The organism is Duganella sp. GW821-FHT07G03, from assembly GCF_059418605.1.
Window position 1 is genome coordinate 62,663 of record NZ_JBWKQE010000005.1, and the last position, 24,410, is coordinate 87,072.

The 24,410-nt window shown below is 62.6% G+C and carries 21 protein-coding genes; 10 read left to right on the forward strand and 11 right to left on the reverse strand.

Translation table 11 applies throughout. The features are described 5' to 3' along the window. Positions 1–51: 51 nt before the first annotated feature. Together AC07OK_RS08915 and AC07OK_RS08920 are read left to right on the forward strand one after the other, a co-directional pair. A complete protein-coding gene (locus tag AC07OK_RS08915) occupies positions 52–3,156 on the forward strand; it encodes a ligand-binding sensor domain-containing diguanylate cyclase (RefSeq protein WP_494689975.1) in 3,105 nt (1,034 codons plus the stop codon). Positions 3,157–3,163: 7 nt separating this feature from the next. Continuing rightward, entirely contained in the window at positions 3,164–3,355 is a 192-nt protein-coding gene (locus tag AC07OK_RS08920; protein ID WP_494689976.1) for an oxidoreductase-like domain-containing protein, read from the forward strand. Here the strand turns inward: AC07OK_RS08920 and AC07OK_RS08925 are convergent. From AC07OK_RS08925 to AC07OK_RS08935, 3 genes are all read right to left on the reverse strand, one after another. After that, positions 3,352–4,977 carry a methyl-accepting chemotaxis protein gene (locus AC07OK_RS08925; RefSeq protein WP_494689977.1) on the reverse strand — a complete coding sequence of 542 codons (1,626 nt, stop codon included), beginning with the start codon at positions 4,975–4,977 and terminating at the stop codon, positions 3,352–3,354. The genes AC07OK_RS08920 and AC07OK_RS08925 overlap by 4 nt on opposite strands. Before the next feature lie 97 nt (positions 4,978–5,074). Continuing rightward, positions 5,075–6,778 carry an alkaline phosphatase family protein gene (locus AC07OK_RS08930; RefSeq protein ID WP_494689978.1) on the reverse strand — a complete coding sequence of 568 codons (1,704 nt, stop codon included), beginning with the start codon at positions 6,776–6,778 and terminating at the stop codon, positions 5,075–5,077. Beyond that, a complete protein-coding gene (locus AC07OK_RS08935; RefSeq protein ID WP_494689979.1) occupies positions 6,779–9,028 on the reverse strand; it encodes a TonB-dependent receptor in 2,250 nt (749 codons plus the stop codon). A 210-nt stretch (positions 9,029–9,238) separates the two neighbouring features. Here AC07OK_RS08935 and AC07OK_RS08940 point away from each other — a divergent pair, with 210 nt between their 5' ends. Beyond that, positions 9,239–10,513: an NRAMP family divalent metal transporter gene (locus AC07OK_RS08940; RefSeq protein ID WP_494690162.1), complete on the forward strand. Its 1,275-nt coding sequence runs from the start codon at positions 9,239–9,241 to the stop codon at positions 10,511–10,513. 39 nt (positions 10,514–10,552) lie between these two features. Further along, the gene (locus AC07OK_RS08945) at positions 10,553–10,879 is read left to right on the forward strand and encodes a hypothetical protein (protein ID WP_494689980.1); all 327 of its coding nucleotides are present in this window, start codon (positions 10,553–10,555) and stop codon (positions 10,877–10,879) included. On the opposite strand, the gene AC07OK_RS08950 is transcribed toward AC07OK_RS08945, so the two are convergent. Continuing rightward, positions 10,872–12,653, reverse strand: a complete 1,782-nt coding sequence (locus AC07OK_RS08950; protein WP_494689981.1) for a putative bifunctional diguanylate cyclase/phosphodiesterase — start codon at positions 12,651–12,653, stop codon at positions 10,872–10,874. The two genes, AC07OK_RS08945 and AC07OK_RS08950, sit on opposite strands and share 8 nt — an antisense overlap. Positions 12,654–13,476: 823 nt before the next feature. Next, positions 13,477–14,082 carry a LysE/ArgO family amino acid transporter gene (locus AC07OK_RS08955; protein WP_494689982.1) on the reverse strand — a complete coding sequence of 202 codons (606 nt, stop codon included), beginning with the start codon at positions 14,080–14,082 and terminating at the stop codon, positions 13,477–13,479. Positions 14,083–14,169: 87 nt separating this feature from the next. Here AC07OK_RS08955 and AC07OK_RS08960 point away from each other — a divergent pair, with 87 nt between their 5' ends. Next, complete coding sequence (locus AC07OK_RS08960; RefSeq protein ID WP_494689983.1) at positions 14,170–15,054, forward strand: LysR family transcriptional regulator ArgP; 885 nt, start codon at positions 14,170–14,172, stop codon at positions 15,052–15,054. On the opposite strand, the gene AC07OK_RS08965 is transcribed toward AC07OK_RS08960, so the two are convergent. Both AC07OK_RS08965 and AC07OK_RS08970 read right to left on the reverse strand, forming a co-directional pair. Continuing rightward, the gene (locus tag AC07OK_RS08965; RefSeq protein WP_494689984.1) at positions 15,046–16,128 is read right to left on the reverse strand and encodes a histone methylation protein DOT1-like protein; all 1,083 of its coding nucleotides are present in this window, start codon (positions 16,126–16,128) and stop codon (positions 15,046–15,048) included. The genes AC07OK_RS08960 and AC07OK_RS08965 overlap by 9 nt on opposite strands. 11 nt (positions 16,129–16,139) lie before the next feature. Next, a complete protein-coding gene (locus AC07OK_RS08970; RefSeq protein WP_445230050.1) occupies positions 16,140–16,502 on the reverse strand; it encodes a DUF5710 domain-containing protein in 363 nt (120 codons plus the stop codon). Between the two features lie 104 nt (positions 16,503–16,606). Here AC07OK_RS08970 and AC07OK_RS08975 point away from each other — a divergent pair, with 104 nt between their 5' ends. The 3 genes from AC07OK_RS08975 (at position 16,607) to AC07OK_RS08985 (ending at position 19,820) form a co-directional block, all read left to right on the forward strand. Further along, the gene (locus AC07OK_RS08975) at positions 16,607–17,494 is read left to right on the forward strand and encodes a bifunctional helix-turn-helix transcriptional regulator/GNAT family N-acetyltransferase (protein ID WP_494689985.1); all 888 of its coding nucleotides are present in this window, start codon (positions 16,607–16,609) and stop codon (positions 17,492–17,494) included. Positions 17,495–17,561: 67 nt separating this feature from the next. Continuing rightward, positions 17,562–18,191: a hypothetical protein gene (locus tag AC07OK_RS08980; protein ID WP_494689986.1), complete on the forward strand. Its 630-nt coding sequence runs from the start codon at positions 17,562–17,564 to the stop codon at positions 18,189–18,191. A 69-nt stretch (positions 18,192–18,260) separates the two neighbouring features. Next, a complete protein-coding gene (locus AC07OK_RS08985) occupies positions 18,261–19,820 on the forward strand; it encodes a S10 family peptidase (protein ID WP_494689987.1) in 1,560 nt (519 codons plus the stop codon). A 60-nt stretch (positions 19,821–19,880) separates the two neighbouring features. Here the strand turns inward: AC07OK_RS08985 and AC07OK_RS08990 are convergent, their stop codons facing one another. Beyond that, positions 19,881–21,263: an aminotransferase-like domain-containing protein gene (locus AC07OK_RS08990; protein ID WP_494690163.1), complete on the reverse strand. Its 1,383-nt coding sequence runs from the start codon at positions 21,261–21,263 to the stop codon at positions 19,881–19,883. A gap of 134 nt (positions 21,264–21,397) precedes the next feature. Here AC07OK_RS08990 and AC07OK_RS08995 point away from each other — a divergent pair, with 134 nt between their 5' ends. Then, entirely contained in the window at positions 21,398–21,637 is a 240-nt protein-coding gene (locus tag AC07OK_RS08995; RefSeq protein WP_494690164.1) for a hypothetical protein, read from the forward strand. 285 nt (positions 21,638–21,922) lie between these two features. Here AC07OK_RS08995 and AC07OK_RS09000 read toward each other — a convergent pair whose 3' ends face one another. The 3 genes from AC07OK_RS09000 to AC07OK_RS09010 form a co-directional block, all read right to left on the reverse strand. Then, a complete protein-coding gene (locus tag AC07OK_RS09000) occupies positions 21,923–22,345 on the reverse strand; it encodes a helix-turn-helix domain-containing protein (RefSeq protein WP_494689988.1) in 423 nt (140 codons plus the stop codon). Then, complete coding sequence (locus AC07OK_RS09005) at positions 22,333–22,614, reverse strand: type II toxin-antitoxin system HigB family toxin (protein WP_494689989.1); 282 nt, start codon at positions 22,612–22,614, stop codon at positions 22,333–22,335. Before AC07OK_RS09005 ends, AC07OK_RS09000 begins: the two co-directional genes overlap by 13 nt. A 609-nt stretch (positions 22,615–23,223) precedes the next feature. After that, positions 23,224–23,424, reverse strand: coding sequence for a hypothetical protein (locus AC07OK_RS09010; RefSeq protein WP_494689990.1), 201 nt, complete (start codon positions 23,422–23,424; stop codon positions 23,224–23,226). 246 nt (positions 23,425–23,670) lie between these two features. Here AC07OK_RS09010 and AC07OK_RS09015 point away from each other — a divergent pair, with 246 nt between their 5' ends. Continuing rightward, complete coding sequence (locus AC07OK_RS09015; protein WP_494689991.1) at positions 23,671–24,351, forward strand: hypothetical protein; 681 nt, start codon at positions 23,671–23,673, stop codon at positions 24,349–24,351. Positions 24,352–24,410 lie beyond the last annotated feature (59 nt).

Genomic DNA, 24,410 nt, shown 5'->3' on the forward strand with positions numbered 1-24,410 from the left:
TCGAGCGCTGCTCCGCACGCGCAACCCGTTACGCCACCGGATATCCTCTACATGCACGTGCTGCGCCGCTGCCCTTCCCTCCTGCTGTCACTGTTGTTGTTGCTGACCTCCCTGCTGGCCTGGCTGCCCTCGGCCGACGCGCTGGCCGCGCCCGCGCCCTCGCTGCGTTTCAAGAAACTGGGTCCGCTGGGCGGCGACGAGCCGTCGATGCTGTCGCTGTTGCAGGACCGCAAAGGCTATATCTGGGTCGGCACCCACACCAACGGCCTGTACCGCTACAACGGCTACCAGGCGGTCAAGTACATCAACAACCCCAACGATCCGCGCAGCCTGCCGCACGACCGCGTGTCCGCCATCTACGAAGACCAGCAGGGCCGCATCTGGGCCGGCACCCAGAACGGCCTGGCGCGCTTCAACCCGGAGAGCAACGACTTCACCCTGTTCGCGCCGCCCGGCAAGGCGCCCAAGAACCACCGCATCATCAAGAACATCATCTCGGACGGCAAGAACGGCATGTGGGTGGGCAGCTGGGGCGGCCTGCAGCATTTCGATCCGAACAGCGGCCAGTTCACCGTCTACGCCCACGACGACGCCGATCCCGCCAGCCTGGCCAGCAACGACCTGAACGCGCTGGCGCTGGACGCCCGCGGCGGCGTCTGGATCGGCACCTGGCCCGGCGGCCTGGACTACCTGGCGCCCGGCGCGGCCAGCTTCCAGCACCACCAGGTCGACCCGGCGCCCAAGCCGGACGCCCGCGTCAACATCGTGCGCGCGCTGCAGTTCGACCGCAACGGCATGCTGTGGATAGGCACCGAGTCGGGCGTGATCCGCTGGGACGGCAAGCGCGACTGGGACAGCCGCCAGGCCATCGCCTCGCCCTACAGCCGCATCACCAACTTCAACCTCGACAACAAGGGCACTTTGTGGTGCACCACCCTGTCGGCCGGCCTGCTGCGCTGGAACGAGGCCAGCGGCGAGTTCGATCAGTTCGTGCACGCGGCCGACGATCCCTACAGCCTGCCCGGCGACAATCTGCGCGCGGTGCTGCAGGACCGCGGCGGCATGCTGTGGATCGCCTCCTTCACCGACGGCATCAGCCTGGCCAACCTGTCGAGCGAGGGCTTCACCCGCCACGTGCCGTTCCGCATCGACAGCCGCTCGGCGCCGGCCAGCAACGCGCTGCTGAGCCTGGCCCGCGCGCCGGGCGGGCGCATCTGGCTGGGCGGCAATGTCGGCATGAGCTTGTACGATCCGGCCACCAGCACCGTCGTCAAGAGCTACCACGCGGACGACAAGCGGCCGGGCATGCTGAGCCACTCGATCGTCTACAGCATGTACCAGGACGAGGCCGGCAAAGGGCCGCTGTGGCTGGGCACCTCCAACGGCCTGAACCGGCTGGACACGCCGGACAGCGCCTTCCAGGTCATCCACTTCGGCAACACCGCCAGCGACTACATCAACGCCATCGCGCCCGGCGCCGGCGGCGTGCTGTGGCTGGCCACCGGCAACAGCCTGATCCGCTACGACATCAAGAACGACGCCCGCAAGATCTACTACAACGATCCGCAAGACCCCGGCACGCGCAGCGTCAACGGCACCTCGGCGGTGCTGGAAGACCGCAACGGCCGGGTGTGGGCCGGCTCGGAATGGAATGGCGGCGGGCTCGACCTGCTGGACACGGCCAGCGGCAAGTTCCGCCACTACCGCCACGCCAGCAACGACCGCGCCAGCCTGAGCGACGACAACATCGCCAGCCTGCACGAGGATGGGCAAGGCCGCATCTGGGTCGGCACCAGCAAGGGGCTGGACCTGGTGGTGCTGGCGGCGGACGGCCAGGTCAGCTTCAAGTCGTACGCGGCGGCGATGCGCGCGCCCAAGATTTTGTCGATCGAGCACGACCGCGAAGGCAAGATCTGGTGCAGCACCATCGCCGGCCTGTACCGGCTGGACCCGGCCACCGGCCAGGTCAGCCACTTCAGCGCGTCCGACGGGCTGACCGAGGGCTACACCGTCAACTCCTCCTCGATGGGCGAGAACGGCGTGCTGTACTTCGGCGGCGTGCACGGCATGACGGCGGTGACGCCGTCGGCGGTGCGCACCAGCTCGGTGCCGCCGCAGGTGGCGATCACCGACATCACCGTCTTCAACCACTCGCTGCAGGACGGCAAGCCGGGCGAGAACGTCAAGGCCGAAGGGCCGGTGACCGCGCCCACCGCGCTGACCCTGTCGGCGCAGGCGACCGTGTTTTCGCTGGAGTTCGCGGCGCTGCACTACACCGAGCCGAGCGAGAACCGCTACGCCTACCAGCTGCAGGGCTTCGACCGCGATTGGGTCGAGACCGACGCCGCCCACCGCAGCGCCAGCTACACCAATCTGAACCCCGGCCACTATGTGTTCCGGGTCAAGGCCGCCAACCACCTGGGCGTGTGGAATCCGGAGCCGGCCACGCTCAACATCACCATCACGCCGCCGTTCTGGCAGCGCTGGTGGTTCCGCGCCGGCGGCGCCGTGCTGATCGTCGGCTCGCTGCTGCTGGCCTACAAGATCCGCATCCAGCGCCTGACCCGCCACCAGGCCGAGCTGAAGCAGCTGGTGGCCGCGCGCACCGGCGAGCTGGAGGAATCGAACCGCAAGCTGGCCGCGCTCAGCACCACCGACGGCCTGACCGGCGTGGGCAACCGGCGCGGCTTCGACCTGGCGCTGGAGGCCGAATGGCGGCGCGCCGCGCGCACCGGCCAGACGCTGGCGCTGTCGATGCTGGACGTCGACTACTTCAAGAAGTACAACGATCACTACGGCCACCTGGCCGGCGATTCGACCCTGCGCACCGTGGCCGAGCTGATCACCACGCACGGCCGCCGCACCACCGACCTGGTGGCGCGCTACGGCGGCGAGGAGTTCGCGCTGCTGGCGGCCGCCACCGACGCGGCCGACGCCTTCGGCGTGGCCGAGGAAATCTGCGCCGAGCTGGCGCGGCGCCAGTTGCCGCACGCGCAGTCGCCGTTCGGCATTTTGACCATCAGCATCGGCGTGGCGGTGATGGTGCCGACCGAGGATAGTTCGCCGGAACTGCTGGTGCAGATGGCCGACCGCGCGCTGTACCGGGCCAAGGAAAAGGGCCGCAACATGGCGCTGCTGGCCATGCCGCCGATGTAGGCTAGAGATGGACGCGAATCAAGATAAAGCCGACGCGGCGGCCGACGATGCCATGCCGCTGCCGCCGCAGGCGCCGCAACCGGGCGACTGCTGCCACAGCGGCTGCAGCTTCTGCGTGGAAGACATGTACCAGGATGAACTGGAGCGCTACCGCGCCGCGCTCAAGGCGTGGCGCGAACGGCATCCCGGCGCTGCCTAGAACGTTTCCCACTCGTCGCCGGTGCTGGCCTGGGCCGGCTTCTTCAGCGCCGGACGGGCCGCCGGCGCGCTGGTCGCCAGCAACTTGAACACACTCACCACCTCGCTCAACCTGGCCGCCTGATCCTGCATCGACTCGGCCGCCGCGGCGGCCTGTTCCACCAGCGCGGCGTTCTGCTGCGTCACCTGGTCCATCTGCACGATGGCGGTGTTGACCTGCTCGATGCCGCTGCTCTGCTCCACGCTGGCCGAGGTGATCTCGGCCATGATGTCGGTCACGCGGGCGATGCTGGCGACGATTTCGGTCATCGTCTGCCCGGCCTGTGCCACCAGCTGGGAGCCGGCCTCCACCTTCTGCACCGAATCGCCGATCAGCTGCTTGATGTCCTTGGCCGCCGCCGCGCTGCGCTGCGCCAGGTTGCGCACCTCCGACGCCACCACCGCGAAACCCCGGCCCTGCTCACCGGCGCGGGCCGCCTCCACGGCGGCATTGAGCGCCAGGATATTGGTCTGGAAGGCGATGCCGTCGATGACGGAAATGATGTCGACGATCTTGCGCGACGACTCGTTGATCGACGCCATGGTGCCGACCACCTGCCCCACCACGTCGCCGCCCTTGACCGCGATGCCGGACGCCGACTGCGCCAGCACATTGGCCTGGCGCGCATTGTCGGCGTTCTGTTTGACGGTGGAAGTGAGCTCTTCCATCGACGACGCCGTCTCTTCCAGCGAGCTGGCCTGTTGCTCGGTGCGCGCCGACAAATCCTGGTTGCCGCTGGCGATCTGGCCCGATGCCGTGGCGATGGTGTCGGTGCCGCTGCGCACCTGGCTGACCAGGGTTTGCAGATTGCCGGTCATGTCCTTGAGCGCCTGCATCAGCTGCCCCGTCTCGCAGGCGGACTTGACGTCGATGGCGCGCGTCAAATCGCCGCCGGCCACCTCGCGCGCCAGCGCCACCGCTTCCTGCAGCGGCGTGGCGACGATGCGCGCCACCCACATCGCCAGCGCCATGCCGATCACGATGTTCAACGACAGCAGCACGATGGCGGTCCAGCGCGCAGTCTTGAAGGTGTCGGTGGCGGCCTTGCTGGCGGCGTCGCCGCCGTCCGCGTTGAGCTTGACCAGCTTGTTGGCGGTGACCGTCAGTTCGCCGAGGATCTTGGCCGAGGCGCCGCTGGCCACGGCGCGCGCCTCGACCTTCTGATTGGCGCGCGACAAAGTCATCATCTTGCCGTGCTCGCCGAGGAAGGCGGCCAGGCTGGCATCGAATTCAGTGGCCAGCGTTTTTTCCTCCGGGCTGGTGATCAGCTTTTCATAGCCCTGGCGATGCGCCTTGAGAGTCGCCAGGGTGTCTTCCATGCGCTTTTCGTAACCGGCCATGCCTTGCGCATCCTCATTGAGCAGATGCGCCAGCTCCCAGCGCCGGTAGTCGCCGACGTCGGCGCGCAGCTCCAGCACCGCGCGCACGCTGGGCATCCAGTTTTCCGCCAGCTCGGTCGAGGCTTGATTGACCTGGCCCATCGACAGGATGGAACACACGCCCATCACCAGTGTCAGCAACAGCACGGCGCCGAAAGAAACGATGAGCTTGCTGGCTATCTTCAGGTCGTAAAACCATTTCATGGGGAGTCTCCTCATCGCCGCCTGCGGCCGTCCAGTATGCAACGATGTCGGGCCCGCCACCAGCGACAAGCTCGCACTGTGTTGCGCCAGCAACAGGTCAGCGGCGGGCGCTGGAGAAGTCGAACAGGTTCATCAAATCGCCGATGGCCGGGCGGTTGCGCGGCACGTAGGGGGAGCCCTTGTCGTGGACGGGATTGGGCAGGTTGTCGCGGCTGCGCGCCGACAGCGGCGGCAGCGACCAGTTGCGCTCGATGAACTTGGCGATCGAGGCGTGGTCGTAATAAGTGTGGTCGACCGCGCCTTTTTTGGACCACGGCGAAATGGCCAGCAATGGAATCCGGGTGCCGTCGCCGAAGAAGTCGATCGGCTGCACATAGCCGGAATCGTAGTAGCCGCCGCCCTCGTCGAAGGTGACCAGGATGACGGCGTCCTTCCACAACGCCGGATTGGCCTGCACGCGCTCCAGCACGCCGGCCACCAGTTCGTCGAAGCTGGTTTCCATCGCATAGCCGGGGTGGCCGGAGATGCTGTCGTAGGGGGCGATCACGGCCACCGACGGGAAGCTGGCGGCGTCCTTGACGTCGACGTAGAACTGCATCAGGTCGACCAGCTTGTCCTTGTCCGGGCCGTTCATTGTCGCGCTGAAGAAGGTCGGCGTGTCGCACATGCCGCAGTATTCCTTGTCGACTTTCTTGCCGTCGTTGCGGCCGCCGCTATACCACTTCCATGACACGCCGCCGGCCGTCATGGCGTCGCCGATGTGCGGCATCGGCTGCGGCGGCAGCAGGAATTTGTCCGGGCCCAGCGGCAGCGCTTCGCCCAGCGGGCCGAAGCCGGGGTCGAGGTTGTTGACCATGTAGTAGTGGCCGGGCGCGCAGTTGCCGTCGTTGAAGGCCGGGTATGGCAGTTGCGCCAGCAGCGCGCGGATGCCGGCCACGCCGGGCTGGTCCGGATCGGCGCAATTGACGTAGCTGCCGCCGCGATAGCCGTCCTCGGTGTACCAGTTGTTGCTGCCAGGCTGGGCGTCCGGGTTTTCGATCTGCCTGGCCGGCGGCACGGCGGCCAGGCCGTCTTCCGTGTAGTAGCCGACATCGGCCGTGGCCAGCGCGAAGTAGTTGGCGGTGGTGCCGCCCATGATGGGTTGGTGGTAGTTGTCGGCGATGGCGTACTGGTCGGCCAGCCGTTTGAACAGCGGCGCGTCGCCGCGCGCCATATTGTAGAAGCCCATGGCGACCGCGCCCTGCCCGGTCCTGCCGGGCGCCAGCGGCGCCGGGTTGCTGGGGCCGGGACCGGTCTGGTCGGCCACCCAGACGAACAAGTCGTTCTTGCCGCCGTCGACCTGCTGCCACATCTGGAAGAAGCGGTGGGTCGGATCGCCGGTGTGGGCGCCGTAGCCGACGTGGTGGGTGATCTGGAACGGGCCATTGGGCAGGTTGGACGGGAAGCGCGCGTCCGCCACGTCCTGGCGCTGGCCGAAAGCGCCCCAGGCCCAGGGCTGGGGCAAGGTGCCGTAGACGCCGGTGAATGCCGGCGTAGGCGTGTAGGCGCCGCTGGACAGGCCCAGCTTCTGCGCCGCGTCCGCGAAGCGCGGGCCCGGCGTGCCATCCCGGTTGACGATTTTCTTCGACAACAGGTTGGCCACCGTCTGGCCTTTGCGTGCTTCATACACGCCGTACAGATTGTCGAACGTCCGGTTCTCGCCGACCAGCACGATCACGTGCTGGATCGGCGTGATGGCCGCTCCGCTGGCTGTGGCGGCGGCCGATAACAGCAACGCGCCGCAGGCCAGCGAACGGTCCATTTACAGCTTGCCGTTCAGCGTGATGAACACCTGGCGCGGCGCGCCGGTCAGCAGCGTTTGCGCGGTGCCGTTGACATCGCTGGCTTGGAAGCCGTTGGTGCCGATCGAGCTGATGTACTGCTTGTCGAACAGGTTGGTGACGTTCACTTGCAGCGACAGGTCCTTCAGCATGCCCAGCGATTTCAGCTTGTAGCCGGCCGACAGGTTGGCCAGCCAGAACGATGGCACGCCGCCGTCGTTCAGGTAGGTGTAGTAGCGCTTGCCGGTGTACTTGCCGCCGACGCGGGCGAACCAGGTGCCGTTTTCATACGAGGCTTCGGTGTTGAACAGCGAACGCGGCGCATCGACCACTTGCTTGCCGCTGACGGCCACCAGGTTGACGCCGTCCTGGTAGTTCGACTTGTACTTGGAATCGTTGAAGGTGTACGAGTTGAACCAGCTGATCTCGCGGTTGAACTTCCACACGGCGATCGCTTCCAGACCCTTGGTGTCGACCTTGCCGACGTTGACGAAGGTCGACGGGCAACCGACGATGCCGGCGCAGGTGGCCACGCTCAGCTGGCGGTCGTCGAAGCGGGCGTTGTAGACCGCCACCGAACCCTGGATGTCGGCGCGCTTGAAGCGGTAGCCGAGGTCGATGTTGACCGAGGTTTCAGGCTTGAGCTTGGAGATGCCGGCGTTGTAGGCGGCCTGGGTCTGCGAGAACGGACCGTTGACGCCCGGCTGGAAGGCGCGCATGTTTTTCGATGCGGAAGCGAACACTTCGTCGTCGCTGCTGAGCGCGTAGTTGACGCCGGCCTGCGGCAGGAATTTCTTCTCCGCGTCGAGGTCGCCGGCGGCGCGGCTGCCGAGGAGGTTGGTGGCATGGATGTCGACGTCCATCGCCTTGAAGCCGGCGTTGAACTTCAGCTTGCCGTCCATGGCGCTGAAGGTGTCGGCCACGTAGTACTGCGAGGTGGTGGTGACGAAGTTCTGCTTGAAGTCGGTGCGGAAGGGATTGGACAGGAAGAACATGGTGTCGGCCGGGCCGGTCACCTTGTAGTAGTTGCGGCTGACGTTGTGGTTGCTGCGCTCGCCCCACAGGCCGGCGGTGATGGTGTGGCTACCCAGTTCCCAGGTCAGGTCGCTGGTGACGCCGTCGCGGCCGATCGAGTACTCGGTGGTGCGCAGCGAGATCGGGTTGGCGGCGTCGGTCGCCACGTACGGCGTGTACCAGTGGCCCTGGCCTTCGTTGTCGTGGTGGTAGATGGTGGTCTTCAGTTCGATCGACGGACCGAAGTTCAGCGCCAAGGTCAGGCCGCCGATGGTGTCCTTGCGCAGGCCGCCGGCCGAGTAGTAGGCGTCGTCCAGGCTGTTGACGCCGCCGCTGAATTTGTTCTTGGCCGCGTCCACTGCGCGCTGCCAGTCAGGCTGGTAGTTGTCCCAGCCGTAGCCCAGGCGACGCACCATTTCCAGCGACACGTCCTGGTAGTCGACTTCGCGGCGGTCGGAATAGTTGAGGAAACCGGTCAGGCTGTTTTCGCCGAAGTTGAACACGAACTTGGAGTTCAGCTGATCCTGGTCCTGGCCGCCTTCGCCCTTGGTCTTGTCGGTGCGCTGGCGGGTGCCGCTGATGTAGGCCTTGACGGCGTTGTTGATCAGGCCGGTATCGACGCGGGCGAAGGTACGCGAGGTCGAGTCGCTGCCGAAGGTTTGCGCGAAGGTCAGGCCGCGCACATCGCTGGGGGCCAGCGTGAAGAATTGCACGGTGCCGCCCAGGTTGCTGGTGGAGGCGGTGCCGACCGCGCCCGCGCCCTGCGACACGGTGACGTTGCCGACGTTTTCCGACGAGATGGCGCGGCTGATGTGCAGGCCGTTGTTGTTACCGTAGCTCATGTCGCCCAGCGGCACGCCGTCCAGCGTGAAGCCCAGCTGGTTCTGGTTGAAGCCGCGCACGCTGAAGCGGGTCGACCACTCGTAGGCGCCGAACGGATCGGCGGACTGGAAGTTCACGCCTGGCAGTTTTTCCAGGACTTTCAGCGGGCTGGTGCCCGGCAGCGCTTCGGCCAGGTCGGCCTTGTTGATGTTCTGCACCTGGCGCGACTGGCCACGGCCGGTGATTTCCACCGTTTGCACGGGACCGACGATGGCGCCGGCGACCGAGCTGTCGGCGGATGCATCGACCGCGTCGGCGGCGTAGGCGTAGGTCTGGCACGCCAGGGCTTGCAGGACCACCAGGCACAAAGGTTTCAGAGGGAAGCGCTGTTGCATGATTTGTTCTTCTTTCTTGCTGGTTAGTGTGGACTTAGACTGGAAACTAAACTCGCAAGATTGTAGGAACTGCATGTGACGCAGCGATGACGGGAGTGTGACAACTTGGTGACATGGCAACATTTATACACCCAGGATAAGTACGCGAGCGTACGGACCGCCGGCTGGTGTCCGCCTTAGCATGATGGTCAACAGGGAGATTTCATGGACATGACCACGCCGCCGCACACCGCCAAGCAAGGTTGGCTCAGCAAGCTGGGGCCGGGCCTGATCACCGGCGCGGCCGACGACGACCCGAGCGGCATCGCCACCTATTCGCAAGCCGGCGCGCAGTTCGGCTACGGCATGCTGTGGACCGTGCTGCTGACCTATCCGCTGATGGTGGGCATCCAGGCGGTCAGCGCGCGCATCGGCCGCGTCAGCGGGCACGGCCTGGCGACCAATATCCGCCGCCACTTCCCGGCGCCGCTGCTGTATCTGCTGGTCGGCCTGCTGCTGGTGGCCAACACCATCAACATCGCCGCCGACATCGCCGCCATGGGCCAGGCGGTCGCGCTGCTGGCCGGCGGCCCGGCGCACTGGTATGCGGCGGCGGCCGGCCTGCTGTCGCTGGCGCTGCAGGTGACGCTGCCGTACAGCCGCTACGTCAAGGTGCTGAAGTGGCTGACGCTGAGTCTGCTGGCCTATGTCGCCACCGCGCTGACGCTCAAGCTGCCGTGGCTGACCCTGCTGCACGAGGCGCTGCTGCCCAAGCTGTCCTGGCAGGCGGCCTACATCACGACGGTGGTGGCCATCTTCGGCACCACCATCAGCCCCTATCTGTTCTTCTGGCAGGCGTCGCAGGAAGTCGAGGACCTGCACGCCGAACCCGGCGCCCGGGCGCTCAAGCACGCCCAGGAGCAGGCGCCGCGCAACCTGCAGCGCATCAAGACCGACACCGTGATCGGCATGGGCTTCTCCAATCTGGTGGCGCTGTTCATCATGCTGACCACGGCCGCCACGCTGGGCGCGCACGGCATCACGCATATCGCGTCCTCGGCCCAGGCGGCCTCGGCGCTGCGGCCGATCGCCGGCGACTTCGCGTTCGCGCTGTTCAGCATGGGCATCATCGGCACCGGCCTGCTGGCGGTGCCGGTACTGGCCGGCTCGGCCGCCTACGCCATCGCCGGCGCCATGCACTGGAAGAACAGCCTGGAGCTGCAATATTCCGGCGCACCCAAGTTCTACTCCATCATCATCGGCGCCACCGTCATCGGCACCGCGCTGTGCTTCACCGATATCGACCCGATCCGGGCGCTGTACTGGAGCGCGGTGCTCAACGGCGTGATCTCGGTGCCCATCATGGCGGTGGTGATGTTGCTGGCGGCGCGGCCGGCGGTGATGGGCAAGCTGGTGATCCCGCGCCGGCTCAGCGTGCTGGGCTGGCTGTGCACCGGCGTGATGGCGGCCGCCGTGCTGGCGATGTTCGCCACGCTGGGAAAATAATCGGGTAAGCTGGGGCCTCATCGTTTGAGGAGCTCACCTATGCTGCGATTCTGTGCCTTGCTGGTGGCGGGTTTGCTGTCGCTGTCGGCGCTGGCGTTCGAGCGGCCGTTTCCGGCCAAGGCCCTGCGCGGGAAGATGACGCCCGGCTACTTCCCCGAGGTGAGCATCGACGGCAAGCCGCGCCAGCTGTCGCCGGCCGCGCGCATCTTCAACCGCGACAATATGATCGACATGCCGGCCGCCCTACGCGGCAGCGACATCGTGGTCAACTACACGGTGGATAGCCAGGGCAATATCGACCGCATCTGGATTTTGACCGCCGAGGAAGCGGCGCAAAAGCTGCCCGCGGCGGCCGAGACTAGATAGCGAAGTTGTCAATGTGCGGCCTGGCTAGCAGGCCGTCCGCAAAAACAAGGAGTTCCTCCGCCGGTATGGGTCGGGAAATATGGTAGCCCTGCAGGTAGTGGCAACCCATTTTCTCCAGGATGGCCGCCTGGCCGGCGGTTTCCACCCCCTCCGCCACCAGCTGCAAGCCCAGGCTGTGCCCCATCGCGATGATGGCGTGCACCAGGTTGTTGCTGCGCTCGCTGTGCTCGATATCCATGACGAAGGCGCGGTCTATCTTCAGCGTGTTCAGGTGGAACTGGGTCAGGTAGCTGAGCGAGGAATAGCCGGTGCCGAAATCGTCCAGCGAAATGCTGACGCCCAGCGAGCGCAATTGCGCCAGCACCGCCTGCACGTGGCCACCATCGTCGATCAGCACCCGCTCGGTCAGCTCCAGCTCCAGCTGGCGCGCCGCCAGGCCGTTGCTGGCCAGCGCCTGCCGCACCAGCCCGACGAACGCCGGATCGGCCAGCTGCCAGGCCGAGACGTTGATGCTGATGGTGATCTCGCCCAGCGGACTGGCCTTCCACTGCGCCACCTGGCGGCAGGCCTGGTTCAGCACCCAGGTGCCAAGTTCGACGATCATGCCGCTATCTTCGGCCACTGGTATGAAACGGTCCGGCGGAACCGCTCCCAGCAAGGCGCTGTCCCAGCGCAGCAGCGCCTCCACCTTGGTCAGTTTGCCGGTGTGGGAATTGGTGATGGCTTGGTAGACCAGATGGAATTCGCCGGCCTCGATGGCGCCGCGCAAGGCGCCGTCGATCACCAGCGCATCCTTGGCGGCGGCGTTCATGGCGTCGTTGAAGAAACGCATTTCGCCGCGGCCTGCCTTCTTGGCTTCGTACATGGCGATGTCGGCGTTGCGGATGAGCGTATCGCTATCGGTGCCGTGCAAGGGATAGCAGGCGACGCCCACGCTGGCCGACACGCCTATCGCGTGGTGCAACAGGTTGAAACTGTCGGACATGGTGGCGATGATGCCGGCCGCGCAGTCGCTGGCGGTTTGCTCGCTGGCTCCCAGCGGCAGGCCGGGCAGGATGACGATGAATTCGTCGCCGCCGAAGCGGGCCAGCACGTCCTGCCGCCGCAGGATGGCGTGCAGGCGGCGCGCGAACTGGCGCAGCAATTCGTCGCCGACGGCATGGCCGAAGGAATCGTTGACGCGCTTGAACTTGTCCAGGTCGATGAACAGCACGGCGCATTCGTGGCGGTCGAAGGCGGCATTCGCCAGCTCTTCTTCCAGCCGTTTGGACAGCGCATGGCGGTTGAAATAGCCGGTGACGGGATCGATGCGGGCCGCCTGATACAGCAGATCGTCCTTCTTTTTGCGCTCGCTGATGTCCAGCAACTGGACCAGGCAGTACACCCGGCCGCGCTCTTCGTAGGGCGAACCGAGCATCTCAAGCGGCAGTTTATTGCCATTATGCAAAGTCACGACGGCGATATCGACGATGGGGTACTGGACGCCCTCGGTGACGAACAGGCTGAAATACTGGTCCGCCATTTCACGGGTGAGGCCAGGCAGCAGATCGGTGACATGGCGGCCGATCAAGTCGGCCGGACGGTTGAAACCCAGTAAACGGGCGCAACGCTCATTGGCCACCATGACATAGCCACGGCGGTCGCGGATTAAAAAACCATTACTCAGGCTATCGATGGTGCGGGCATAGCGTTGCTGGATCTCATCCTGCACCGCATAAATCAAACCCAGCATGCTGAGGGTTTTCAATATCGTCGTGCCGACAAACCAGATCAAATATAACTCGGGGCCCAGCGTTACCGCGCTCAGGAGGTTAAACCCCCCGCGCAAAACCAGGGTAATGCCCAACAGGCGATAGCGGTTTTTATTCTTGATCAGGCGTTGACCGCACCACAGCATCATCGCGCCTAATATGGTGGCGCTGCCGGGCGCGATAATATCCGGATTACTAAACCATACGGCACCGGATATCGCGGCAATTAATATACCAACGGGTAATATCCAGCGTATTTGATAACGGTATAGCTCGCCCAGGAAAAACTTGGTTCCACTCCAATACCCTAACAGACCGGCGGTCAGCAATACGGCGCACAGTTGAATCCGCAGGGATTCGGATAATACCCTGTCGCCGATGAACCAGACAATTATTCCGCTCATGACCGACAACTGCCCCAGCCCCCAGAACAGGGCGTGCTTTTCCTTGCGCTGCATCAGCCAAAGGAAAATAAGCAATGTACTCAGAATAGCGTCCGCCGCAAAAGCGGCCGCTACTGCGGAGAGATGGGCGTAATTACTGAGGTCCGTGCTCATATATATCGGCCGTCTTCTGGCCCGGAATCCTGAAGAACTGTATTGAGGTGATTATCTCCATTGTATGCTGAACGGCTGCGCTGGCGGTATCTCGGGCCGGATACAGTGTTGCCGATTAGCACAATGCGCCCGTCCATCCGAAAAAGCCCCGGGAACCATGTTTTTTATGCCAAAAATTGGCACGTACTAGCCAGTTTTGAGCTTGGCTTGCCCATCAGGCGCAGCGCGCGGACAGGCGCTGGCGGACCCACTGGATCCGTCAGCCTTATTGCCGATCGATTCCCAACCATCAAGCGAATAAGGAAATAGCCAGGCCCCACATGACCAGTGCAATCACGCCGTCCAGTAACTGCCATGCGCGCGGCTTGGCGAATACCGGGGTTAAATAACGGGCACCCACTCCCAGGGTGCTAAACCATAATAAAGAAGCGAACATGGCGCCCAATGCGAAATACAGGCGTCCATTACCTGCTTGCTGCCCGCCTATCGAACCGAGTAACACCACGGTATCCAGATATACATGGGGATTCAATAAACTGAACGCCAACATGGCGGCGATAACCGTGCGGCGATCGCTGGCCGGCACGTTATCGCCGGCCTCCATGGCGCCGGGATTCAACGCCGACCGGGCTGCTCGCAATCCATACCAAAATAAAAATCCGGCGCCGGCGATCTTAATCCAGAATAAAAGCGCCGGCGCTTGCGTAATCAGCTGCCCCATGCCGGCCACGCCCGCACCAATTAAGACCACATCGCAGATGACGCAAATCGCAATGCAAGTCAATACGAATTCGCGTTTCAACGCCTGCCTCAGCAAATAAGCGTTTTGCGAACCGATTGCAATGATCAGACTGCCTCCCAGACCAATTCCTTTTAAAAAAGCAGTGGCTTCCATATTTTTCTCCCTGAATGATGGCGACAGCTTACCCAGCTCGCAAAGATAAGTATAATTAATATTATTGACCAAATATTAGAGCGGCTAATGAAGCAGATAGACTATCGCGGCCTGGCGGCGTTGGATGCCGTCATCGACCATGGCAGCTTTGACAAGGCGGCTTTGGCGTTATCGATCACCCAATCCGCCGTTTCGCAGCGGATACGCATGCTGGAAAACAGCGCCGGCGAGTTGCTGATCGTGCGCAGCCAACCGCCCGTACCCACCGAAGCCGGCCAGCGGCTGATCGCCCACTACCGCCAGGTGCGCCTGCTGGAGGCGGCGCTGCTCCACCGGCCGGACTCGGGCGAGGCGCGGCCGGAGATCGCCATCGCCGTCAACGCCGACAGCGCCGCGACCTGGGTGCAGGAAGCGGTAACGCCGCTGATGCTCAGCGGCCAGTGCCTGCTGCACATCCGCCTGGACGACCAGGACCACACGCTGACCATGCTGCGGGAAGGCCGGGTATTCGGCTGCGTGACCAGTGAATCGGCGCAAGTTGCCGGAACGACATCAACACCGCTGGGCATCATGCGCTATCACTGTGTCGCCAGTCCGGCATTCGCCCAACGCTGGTTCCCGGACGGCATGACGGCCGCCGCCGTGCAACAGGCGCCGGCGCTGAATTTCGACCGCAAAGATGCTCTACAAGAACGCTACATCGCCCGCCGCACCGGCTACAGCGGTCACTACCCCCATCATTCGCTGGCCAGTTCGGATGGTTTTGTACGGTTTATCGAGGCGGGCTTCGGCTACGGCATGGTGCCGTTCTTGCAGTGCGAGCAGCAATTGAAGGCGGGAACGCTGGTGGAAATGACGCCGGGCGACACGCTGGATGTGCCGCTGATCTGGCACCGCTGGGATATCCAGACGGCGCTGACGCGCGCTTTGTCTGACAATATGATCACTACAGCGCGCAAATGGCTACTTTAAGGCCCCATTGTCCATGGCCGCGAACTCTTGCCGGACCCGCTCTTCCCACGCGGCCGGGTCGGGTTCATATACGGCCGCCGCCGTAGTCGCCACATTCTCCAGCGGCCCGGTGCGCTGGTAAAGCATCACATTAGTCCAGGCCAGGGTGCCGGCCGGGAAGCTGCACAGCAACTTGAACGCCGGATGCTTCAAGGGATAGGTGGTCGTGCTGACCAGGGCGCCTTCCTGCATTTCGCGCGCCAGCTTGTCGCCCAGCGCGTCCATCAAGGGACCGAAGCAGGTGCTGTACATGAACACCAGGCTGGCGCCGCGCACATCGACCCGGAACATATCCGCCTCGATAAAGGCGATGCGGGAAGCGAGATCGAGCAGGTGGCTGCCGTTCGCCTCGCCGCCGAACGGCAGCCGCAGCGGCGTCTCCGGCGTCAACGGCGACGGCAACACCGCCAGCGCCCTCCCTGCCAGCGCCAGCAAGTTGTGCAGGCGCTGCACGGCCATCGCGTGCCGATAGCCGATCAACTCGACGCCTATGCAGCGCTGGAACGGAAACGCCAGCGCCGCCGACATCACCACCTTGCCCAGCCCGCTGCCCAAGTCGACCATCACGCCGCCGGGACGGATGACCGCGGCGATCGCATCGAAGTAATTATCCAGTTCATGGCGTTGCAGCTCACCGTAGATCAGGCCGCCGTCCTCCACCAGCCAGGCCCGCACTTCCGCGTCGCCGATCTGCTCCAGCGGACGAAAACCGGGCGGCGCCGCAGTGCGCGGCAGCATTCCCTGCGGCAGCAGGCCGGCCGGCAAGGTGCCGATGATCGCGCTCACGTGCGGACGCAAGCGCTGCACCAGGTAATCGCGGCGCGACTTGTCTTCCAGGCAGGCGCGCAGCGCGTAGCCGACTTCGATAAATGTGAGGAAGGGGGAATCGGGCCTCAGCTCCAGCGGCGGCCGCACATGCTGTTCGCCGCCCTGTATGCTTTGAAACAAGGTCTCGAACACATCATCGGGATGCCGGATGGCGGCGACCGGCCGGCTCGCCGCATCATGGGTGCGAAAAACCGGCGCGCTCTGCATGGGCTTGCAGGTCAGGCGCGCAGCGCCGACAGCATCTGGTCGACGCTGTCATGGGCGGCTTGCCAGCCGGAGCTGGCAAGCACCGGCGCGCAGACCGGGCAGGCCTCGAAGGGATTGCAGTCGTGCGGCAGCTCCTGGTAGAACTTGCCCACCACCGACTTGCCCACATACGAATCGACCGACAGCGGCTTGGCTTTAGGTGCCACCGAGGCCTTGGCCGGCACGAAATCGGCGCCGCCGGGCGCCAGCCAGCGTTCGAAGGGTTCGGTCGGCTTACCGTCGGGAACGTACCACGCCTTGCGCTCGCCATTCCAGCGCGCGCCCAGGGCTTTGGCTTCGTCTTTTTCCGCAAACGGAACTTTTAAAAACATCATCGTCGCTACTCCGCTAATGGAAGCTGTCATTTTACATGCAGCTCCGGTTGACTGCACCGCCCTTCGTCGATATAGTTGCCAAAAGCAAGCATCAGGAGAAACCCATGCCCCAGGACATGCAACAGCAAGCCGACATCGTGCGGCAATTCAATCGCTACTACACCGTACACCTGGGCCTGCTGCGCGGGCGCTACTTGGACACGGATTATTCGCTCAGCGAAGGCCGCGTCATGTACGAACTGTCGATGAATCCCGGCTGCACCGCCAACCATCTGCGCAACAAGCTGGACCTGGACGCCGGCTACATGAGCCGCCTGGTGCGTTCGCTCGGCGAGCGCGGCCTGATCAACGGCGTGCGCTCGGAGCAGGACAAGCGCGCCACCCTGCTGAGCCTGACCGACGCGGGCCAGGCCGTCATCGCCGACATCAACCATCGCGCCTCGGCGGAAACGGTGCGCATGCTGGGCCAGCTGGGCGCATCGCAGCGCACGGAATTGCTGGAGGCGATGCGCAAGGTGCAGCACATCCTGTCGACCCCGGCCACGCGCGTGGTCCGCGCCACCGCCGCCCAGCTCGACGATGCGCGGCATCTGCTGGTCGAGTATTTCGACGTCATCAACGTCGTGCTGCGCGACGACGACGAGGCCATCCGCGCCTTCCTCAATGACGCCAGCTCGGCCATGTGGATCGCCTATGTGGACGGCGAAGCGGCCGCCTGCGTGGCCATGCGTGCGCTGGCGGAAGTGGCCGGCGCGACCGAGTGCAAGCGCCTGTACGTGGCCGAGCGCTTCCGCCGGCGCGGCCTGGCCGAAGCGCTGATGCAGGCGCTGGAAAGCCACGCCGCGCAAGCCGGCTACGACGCCGTCTACCTCGACACCAAGGACGACCTGCACGCGGCGATCCGGCTGTACGAACAACTGGGCTATGAACGCTGCGAACGCTATAACGACAATCCGCAAGCGACCATTTTCATGCGCAAGCGCCTGCGCTGAGGCGTGCGGCGGATGGCCGGACGGCGTCTGTGAGAAAATCCGGGTTTGGAATTTACGAGCTAGAACCATGCCCATCATCGAACCTGTCACCCTGACGCTGGCCGAACTGGCCAGCCGTTGGAACAAGACCTCCAGCCAGCTGATCGAACAGGGCCTGCCGATGTATTTTTACTTCGACGGCCTGGTGTTCGATTTCAGCGACAAATGGCACCGCGCCAACGGCGACGTGAAGGAACAACAGGATCTGGAAGCGCATCAACTGCGCCTGTCCACGGTCGACCTGGACCTGCAACGGCAGGGCCTGCACAAACGCGGCCTGCTGAAGCTGACACAATGGGAAGACGCGCTCAGCGACGACGACCTGCGCAAGCTGCAAACCGAGTCCGACCGTCTGCACAAGGAAGTTGAACGCCTGACGGCGCTGCTGAAAGAGCGCAACGAAGAGCGCCAGCGCCACGTCCGCAACGGCCTGCTGCGCGCCGCCCCGCGCACCTTGCGCGACATCGCCCAACACGGCGAGACCAGGTTCCCACAGTTCGCCTTCATACCGAATTCGCCAAGCGGCAACGAGAAGATCGCCGCCGGCGCCGTGGTGGCGTTGGAGGATGGCTTCCCGGTCAAGACGATGCTGGCCGAGGCCGATCTGGTGATCGCGATGGTCGATGTGCGGGCGGCTGAAGCCGCAGCCAAAACCTGAGCGACAGCAAACTGGACTGCAAACCCGAAGCTGAACTACTATTGGTTATTTCACCTCCGGGAGTTGTGTATGAAATCCAAGCTTGCCATGTTGCTGCTGGTGTTGAGCGCGACCGTCTCCGCGCAAGATGCGGAATCCGCTGCGCCCGCGCCCGCCGCCGCGGCCGCCGCGCCTGCGCTCGGCAAGGAGCGCGCCGCCGACCTGCTGGCCCATGAGCGCGTACTCAAGGCCGACACCCAGGTCAGCAAAACGGCGCAGGTCGTCATCAAGGGCAAGAACGTTCCATACAAAGTAACAACCGGTACCCAGCCGGTGTGGGACAAGGACGGCAAGGTGATCGCGTCGCTGTTCTACACCTACTACCAGCGCACCGACGTGGCTGACAAGAGCCGGCGCCCGCTGGTGCTGTCGTTTAACGGCGGGCCCGGTTCGGCATCGGTGTGGATGCACATCGCCTACACCGGTCCCAAGCTGTTGAACCTCGACGCCGAAGGCTATCCCACCCAGCCGTACGGCGTGCACGACAATGCGCACTCCATCCTCGACGTCGCGGATATCGTTTATATCGATCCGGTCAACACCGGCTTTTCGCGCGTGTTGGACGGCAAGAACGACCGCGCCCGCTTCTTCGGCGTCAATGCCGATATCGCCTATCTGGCCGAATGGGTCAGCGCCTTCGTGTCGCGCGAAGGCCGCTGGACCTCGCCCAAGTATCTGATCGGCGAAAGCTACGGCACCTCGCGCGTGGCCGGCCTGGCGCTGGAACTGCAGAACGCGCAGTGGATGTATCTGAACGGCGTGGTGCTGGTGTCGCCAACCGAGCTGGGCCTGAAGCGCGAAGGCGCGGTGGGCGAGGCGCTGGCGCTGCCGTATTTCGCCGCCACCGCCTGGTACCAGAAAGTGCTGCCGGCGGACCTGCAAAGCCGCGACCTGAAAGATGTGCTGCCGGAAGTCGAAGCCTTCACCGTCGATGAGCTGCTGCCGGCGCTGGCCAAGGGCGGCTTCCTCGACCCGCAGAAAAAAGCCCAGATCGCCGCGAAGATGGCGCGCTACTCCGGACTGTCCGAGACTTTCCTGCTGCAGCACAATCTGGTGGTGCCGCCCGAGCATTTCTGGAAGGAGTTGCTGCGCGCACAGGGCAAGACCGTCGGCCGCCTCGACTCGCGCTACCTGGGCATCGACAAGAGCGATAGCGGCAACGCGCCCGACTACAACGCCGAGCTCAGTTCCTGGCTGCATTCGTTCACGCCAGCCATCAACCAGTACTTGCGCAACGAGCTACAGTTCAAGACCGACCTCAAGTACGCGCTGTTCGGCGACGTCCATCCATGGGATTTCAAGAACGAAAAAACCGGCGACAATCTGCGCCTGGCGATGGCCGCCAATCCGTATCTGAAGGTGATGATACAGTCCGGCTACTACGACGGCGCCTGCACCTACTTCGACGCCAAGTACACCATGTGGCAGCTCGATCCAAGCGGCAAGATGAAAGACCGCCTGCGCTTTGAAGGCTACCGCAGCGGCCACATGATGTATCTGCGTTCGGAAGACCTGGCCACGTCCAACGAAGACCTGCGCGACTTCATCCGCAAGGCGACGCCGGCGCCGAACGCGCCGGCCAGGTATTGAGCCCAGATGAGGCTGGCCCAGCTGTTGGCGAGTTCAGGCTGGTCTGATCGACGGCGCCAGTTAAACCACGGCAGCGATGTACGACTCGGGCCGCCGCGCAAGCAGATGGGACAGCCGTTGAAGACCCGCCTGTAAGCGTCCACGGTCCTTGATGCTGCCCAACGAGATCCGAATGGCATTCGCGGATACGCTGCCAGTGGCGAAGGCCTCCGCCGGCGTGACTGCGATGCCCTCGCTGTCGGCTGCACGCGCCAGCTGCGAGGAGTTCCAATACGCCGGCAACTCGAGCCATATATGCAGGCCGTCGCCGGCGCCGCTGTACCGCCCTGCCAGAATATCGCTAGCCATCCGGTGGCGCAGGCGCGCCTCGTTGCGTACGCCTTCGAGCAATCCGTCAGCCGAACCGTCGAGTATCCACTGAGTGGCCAGTGCTGCCGTCAGAGGAGCGACCATCAGCGCAAACGACCTTAGCGCGGCCAGGAAGCGTTCGCGTTCGTGCGGGTCGCGTATGAGCACGAAGGCGACACGCAAGCCGGGCGTCAGGCATTTCGACAGGGTGGAGATGTAGGTCACCTGCTCCGGGGCAAACGTGGCAATCGGTGGCGGCGGGGCATCGGCAAGGAGCCAGTAGGGATCGTCCTCGACGATGCGCACATGGCAGCGCTGCGCGATGCCGGCGAGCTCCTTGCGCCGGCGTTCCGGCATGGTGGTGGCGGTCGGGTTCTGTAATGTCGGATTGAGGTAGACCAGCCCAGGCTTGTGCTGGCGGCACGCTTCCTCCAACACCTCAGGCAACATCCCATGCTGGTCCGCTGCCACCGCAATGATGTGCCGGCCGAATTGGGTCGCTGCGGCACGCAAGCCGGGATAAGTCGTTGGCTCTGCCAGGATGATATCGCCAGGCTCCGTCAGCGCAAGGATCAATGCGGCGATCGCCGCTTGCGCACCCGGACAGACTACAAGCTGCCGGAAATCCAGATGTCCAAACATCGGTTCCAGCCATTGGGCGCCAGCCTTACGGTCGGAGTCGCTTCCTCCGCCCAGGTGGTAAGTCATCAGCAAAGCATTATCTGCCCTCATCAGTACTTGCGACAAACCTTGCTTCAACATGTCGTCGAAGTCCACGCCGTCCGGCGGTGGTGGGGTGTTCATGCTCAGGTCGAGGAGCGAGGTCAATTCGACTTTCGGCGCCGCGACATAAGTGCCTCGCGCGCCGCGCCCCTCCAACAAGTTGCGGCGCCTGGCTTCGTCGTATGCGCGCGTGATCGTCGTCAGGTCGACGTCCAGCTGTGCTGCCAACTGGCGCTGCGGCGGTAGACGGTCGCCCGGTTTTAGCGATCCGTCTGCCAGCGCCGCCTGCAACGCATCCGCAATCTGCAAAAAACGTGGCCCTTTGTTCCCGGCCAATCGCGGCAACCAGATTGGCGCATTTTCATCTTGCATGGTTTTCGGCTGGGACATTTTGTCTCAATGTATGGAAATTGCTTTTAGGTAGTATGCATCAGAGCGTACAGCAGCACCATCTTTGCATGGCAGTCGCCGACGATTGCTCCGCTCTCAGCCAGGAAATACTCAAAATGATGGATTGGATACCAATAGTCTTCGTTGCATTCAAGGCTCTCGTGCTCGGCACGGGCATGTTCTTCGCCATCAAGTGGCATTACGATCAAGGGAAAAAGGGGAAGGAGAATGAGATGCGCGCGGTGCTACGCGCGGGCGGCAAGGTGGCCGCAGTCTTCGTCCTGGCGCTCATGGGCCTCGGGCTCGTCACCTTCGTCCTTATCAGGATGCTCGGTATGGACTTGACCGTCCCATGATGGCAAAGAATAGTCGTCCAGTATGTTCGTGTGTTGGCCGGACTGCCCCTCTCAGTTTGACCCGCCCTCCAGGTCCTCGCGAACGCCGCGCCCCTGCCGTGAGCCCCCTCGAACCCCAATTCCTTTAGGTGCCTCTCGGCGTAGGCCGGCTCTATGGTTTCCGAGCGCAGGTAGCGCGGGACGGTTTCTGGATTCGCTGCAAAGCAACAGCGGCGTTACCGGTCGCCGGTTACCAGTGTGGTTACCATGGTAGAACTCGGTAACTGGCTTGTACCCATACGCGAGCTATAAAAAGAGCGACGCCGGAATATTGAAGCGCCCAGACAATGCTTTAATCTGGCGTACGTTTAACTCTCGCTTTCCATTCAACACCTCGGAAACAACGCTCTGTCCACCAATCTCCGGCAGGTCTGACTGAGAAAGGCGATGCTGCTCCATCAAAAAGCGAATCATCGCTATTGGAGAGACCTGCTCAGCGGGGTACTGCTGATCTTCGTAGTCGCCGATCAGATTACCTAGAGCGTTGACCAAATCAGCAAGCGGATGCTCGTCACTAGCTGCGCCAGCGTCCAGAAGCCGGTTGAGTGCAAAAATAGCCTTCTCGTAATCTTGTTCGTTGCGAATAACGCGCAGCGGAACGAGCGACGAAAGGGCTTGGTAGTGCGACGTGATCTCAGCGACCACGTCTTTATCCATTAAGGCTTCCATTTGTTGTACTCCTCATGAGTAAATACATACCGGATGTACAGCTTCTGATGCCGAAAGCTGATCCCCGTAATGATCCGGTACTTATTACCGCCAATGTCAAAAATATAACTATCCCCAGCCTTGTCCGTGGCGTTGAATGCGCTCTTGATATCGGCAAAGTTCACAAACGGGCGAGATTCGATGATCTTCCTCCATGCTTGCATCGGCGCATGGGCAAGAGGATGAACTGTCGAGAAATCGACCAGAGCTTTGTTGGAAATTACTCGCATGCCTGAGCATATCGCAATCTGCGATATTTGAATGTGATGCACCGCACCTTTTCACTGACAATTTTTGAAAACTTTGTTTCCATATGCAAATTGGCAATGAAACAATTTCATTAAAGCAATGCTGTCGTGAAATGCGGCCTGTTAGAAAACGAACAATTTCCAACAGGTATGAAAGGGAAGCGATATCCATGTTGAAAATATAAGGCCTGCTATTTCTAACGGGCCAATATATCCCAACTGTGTTTTCTAACACCCAACCGGGAAAAACCATGGCAACCCGTCAGCTAAATCCGCTTGCAAGGCTAAATCTCTGTTGAACTTCCGTTGAACCTTTGAAGAGCTCAGAATAAAAAAAGGGGTTACGATCTAACGTAACCCCTTGTTTTTCATACTAAATTTGGTGGGCCTCCCGTGAGTCGAACACGGCACCAACGGATTATGAGAGCATTTACTCTAAAATAGTCATTCAAAATCAAAGCGTTACAGCGTATTTGGCACGGTGTGTATCAAAGTGTGTAAGCTACCGTTTTGGACAGCAGCCTACAGGGACTGGCGCTTTGCGGCTGCTCCACAGCGGTGCAGGCGCCGCTGTGGCAGCCTTTGACAGCACTACTTGCCCATTTTCTTGGCTGCTTGGCGCACATCCTTTTCACTCACCTGTCCCGTTTTTTCCCTCATCGTTCCCAGCGTTGTCTTAGGCCCGAAGCCGGGGATAGGTTGCGACAGGTTCTGATTCTGCGTGTCGCTGCGCTTCTGCTGAATCGTTCCATCCTTGTCACGGTGACGATTATCCAGTCCTGGTTCTTTCATCTGCGTTCCCCTTCTGTAAGGTTGAGACTGCAAGGTTGAAATAGCACTGCCAAACGAGGCCATTATACCTCAACAGTTCCCGTGCACTGTGTTTTTATACAGCACCACTCACCTATACGTGACCCTGAATTTTCTGCTGCGCGTATTTCAGCGCCAAGGTCGGTGGTACATCTTCTTTGCTGCATACCTGATGAGTGGGAATTTCAGACATCACTTTTGAGCGCCGGTAGGTGATACGATTCCCCTATGGAAAACATTGTCTTCAGACTAAAGGTTCTTGTCGGCCTATGCTGGGTCTTTTTTGCAGTGTGCGGGCTGCTGATTTTCCATTACCTGGCGTTGAAGCTCTTTACTGCACACCATTGGACACCCCCGGCAAGCGGCGACTGGGCTACTTGGTTTGGTAGCGTTGGTTCTATCGGTGCGTTTGGAGCGGCCATTTGGTTGGCTACAGAGCAGAATCGACAAAAGCGTCGCGAAGCGTTCACTGCGGCACGACTTACTGCGGCAAATGTATACTTCCAAGTTGTGCACAACGACGCCCATTGTGAAAATGCACTGAAAACGCTGGCGATAGTGCTGGACAACAAGCCGCCCTTCCTGATGACGCTGGAAGGCATACTGAAGACCATTCTGGTTGCACAGCAATTCCTGCAAAAATTCAAGCCGCTCACCTCTGCCGAGCTGGCAAGCTTGGCCGTGCTCCCTGAAGATATTGCTGTGCATCTTGCTGCGGCTCAAGGGCGAATAAGTTCAACGATAGCACTGCTCACGCAGATTGAAGATCGAGTATCGAGCGAAGACGAGCTGAATAAGCAATTGCTGCTGAATATTCAGGTATTGGCGACCGCCCAACACGCTCTTTCAAAGGGCAGCAAAGCAATCGGTCGCCTTGTGGATCTTGAAGGCATCCAGCCTCCACCGTGATGTCAGGACAGCATCGGCAGCGCGTGTATCCGCCCTATTGTTCGCTCGGAATTTTCAGC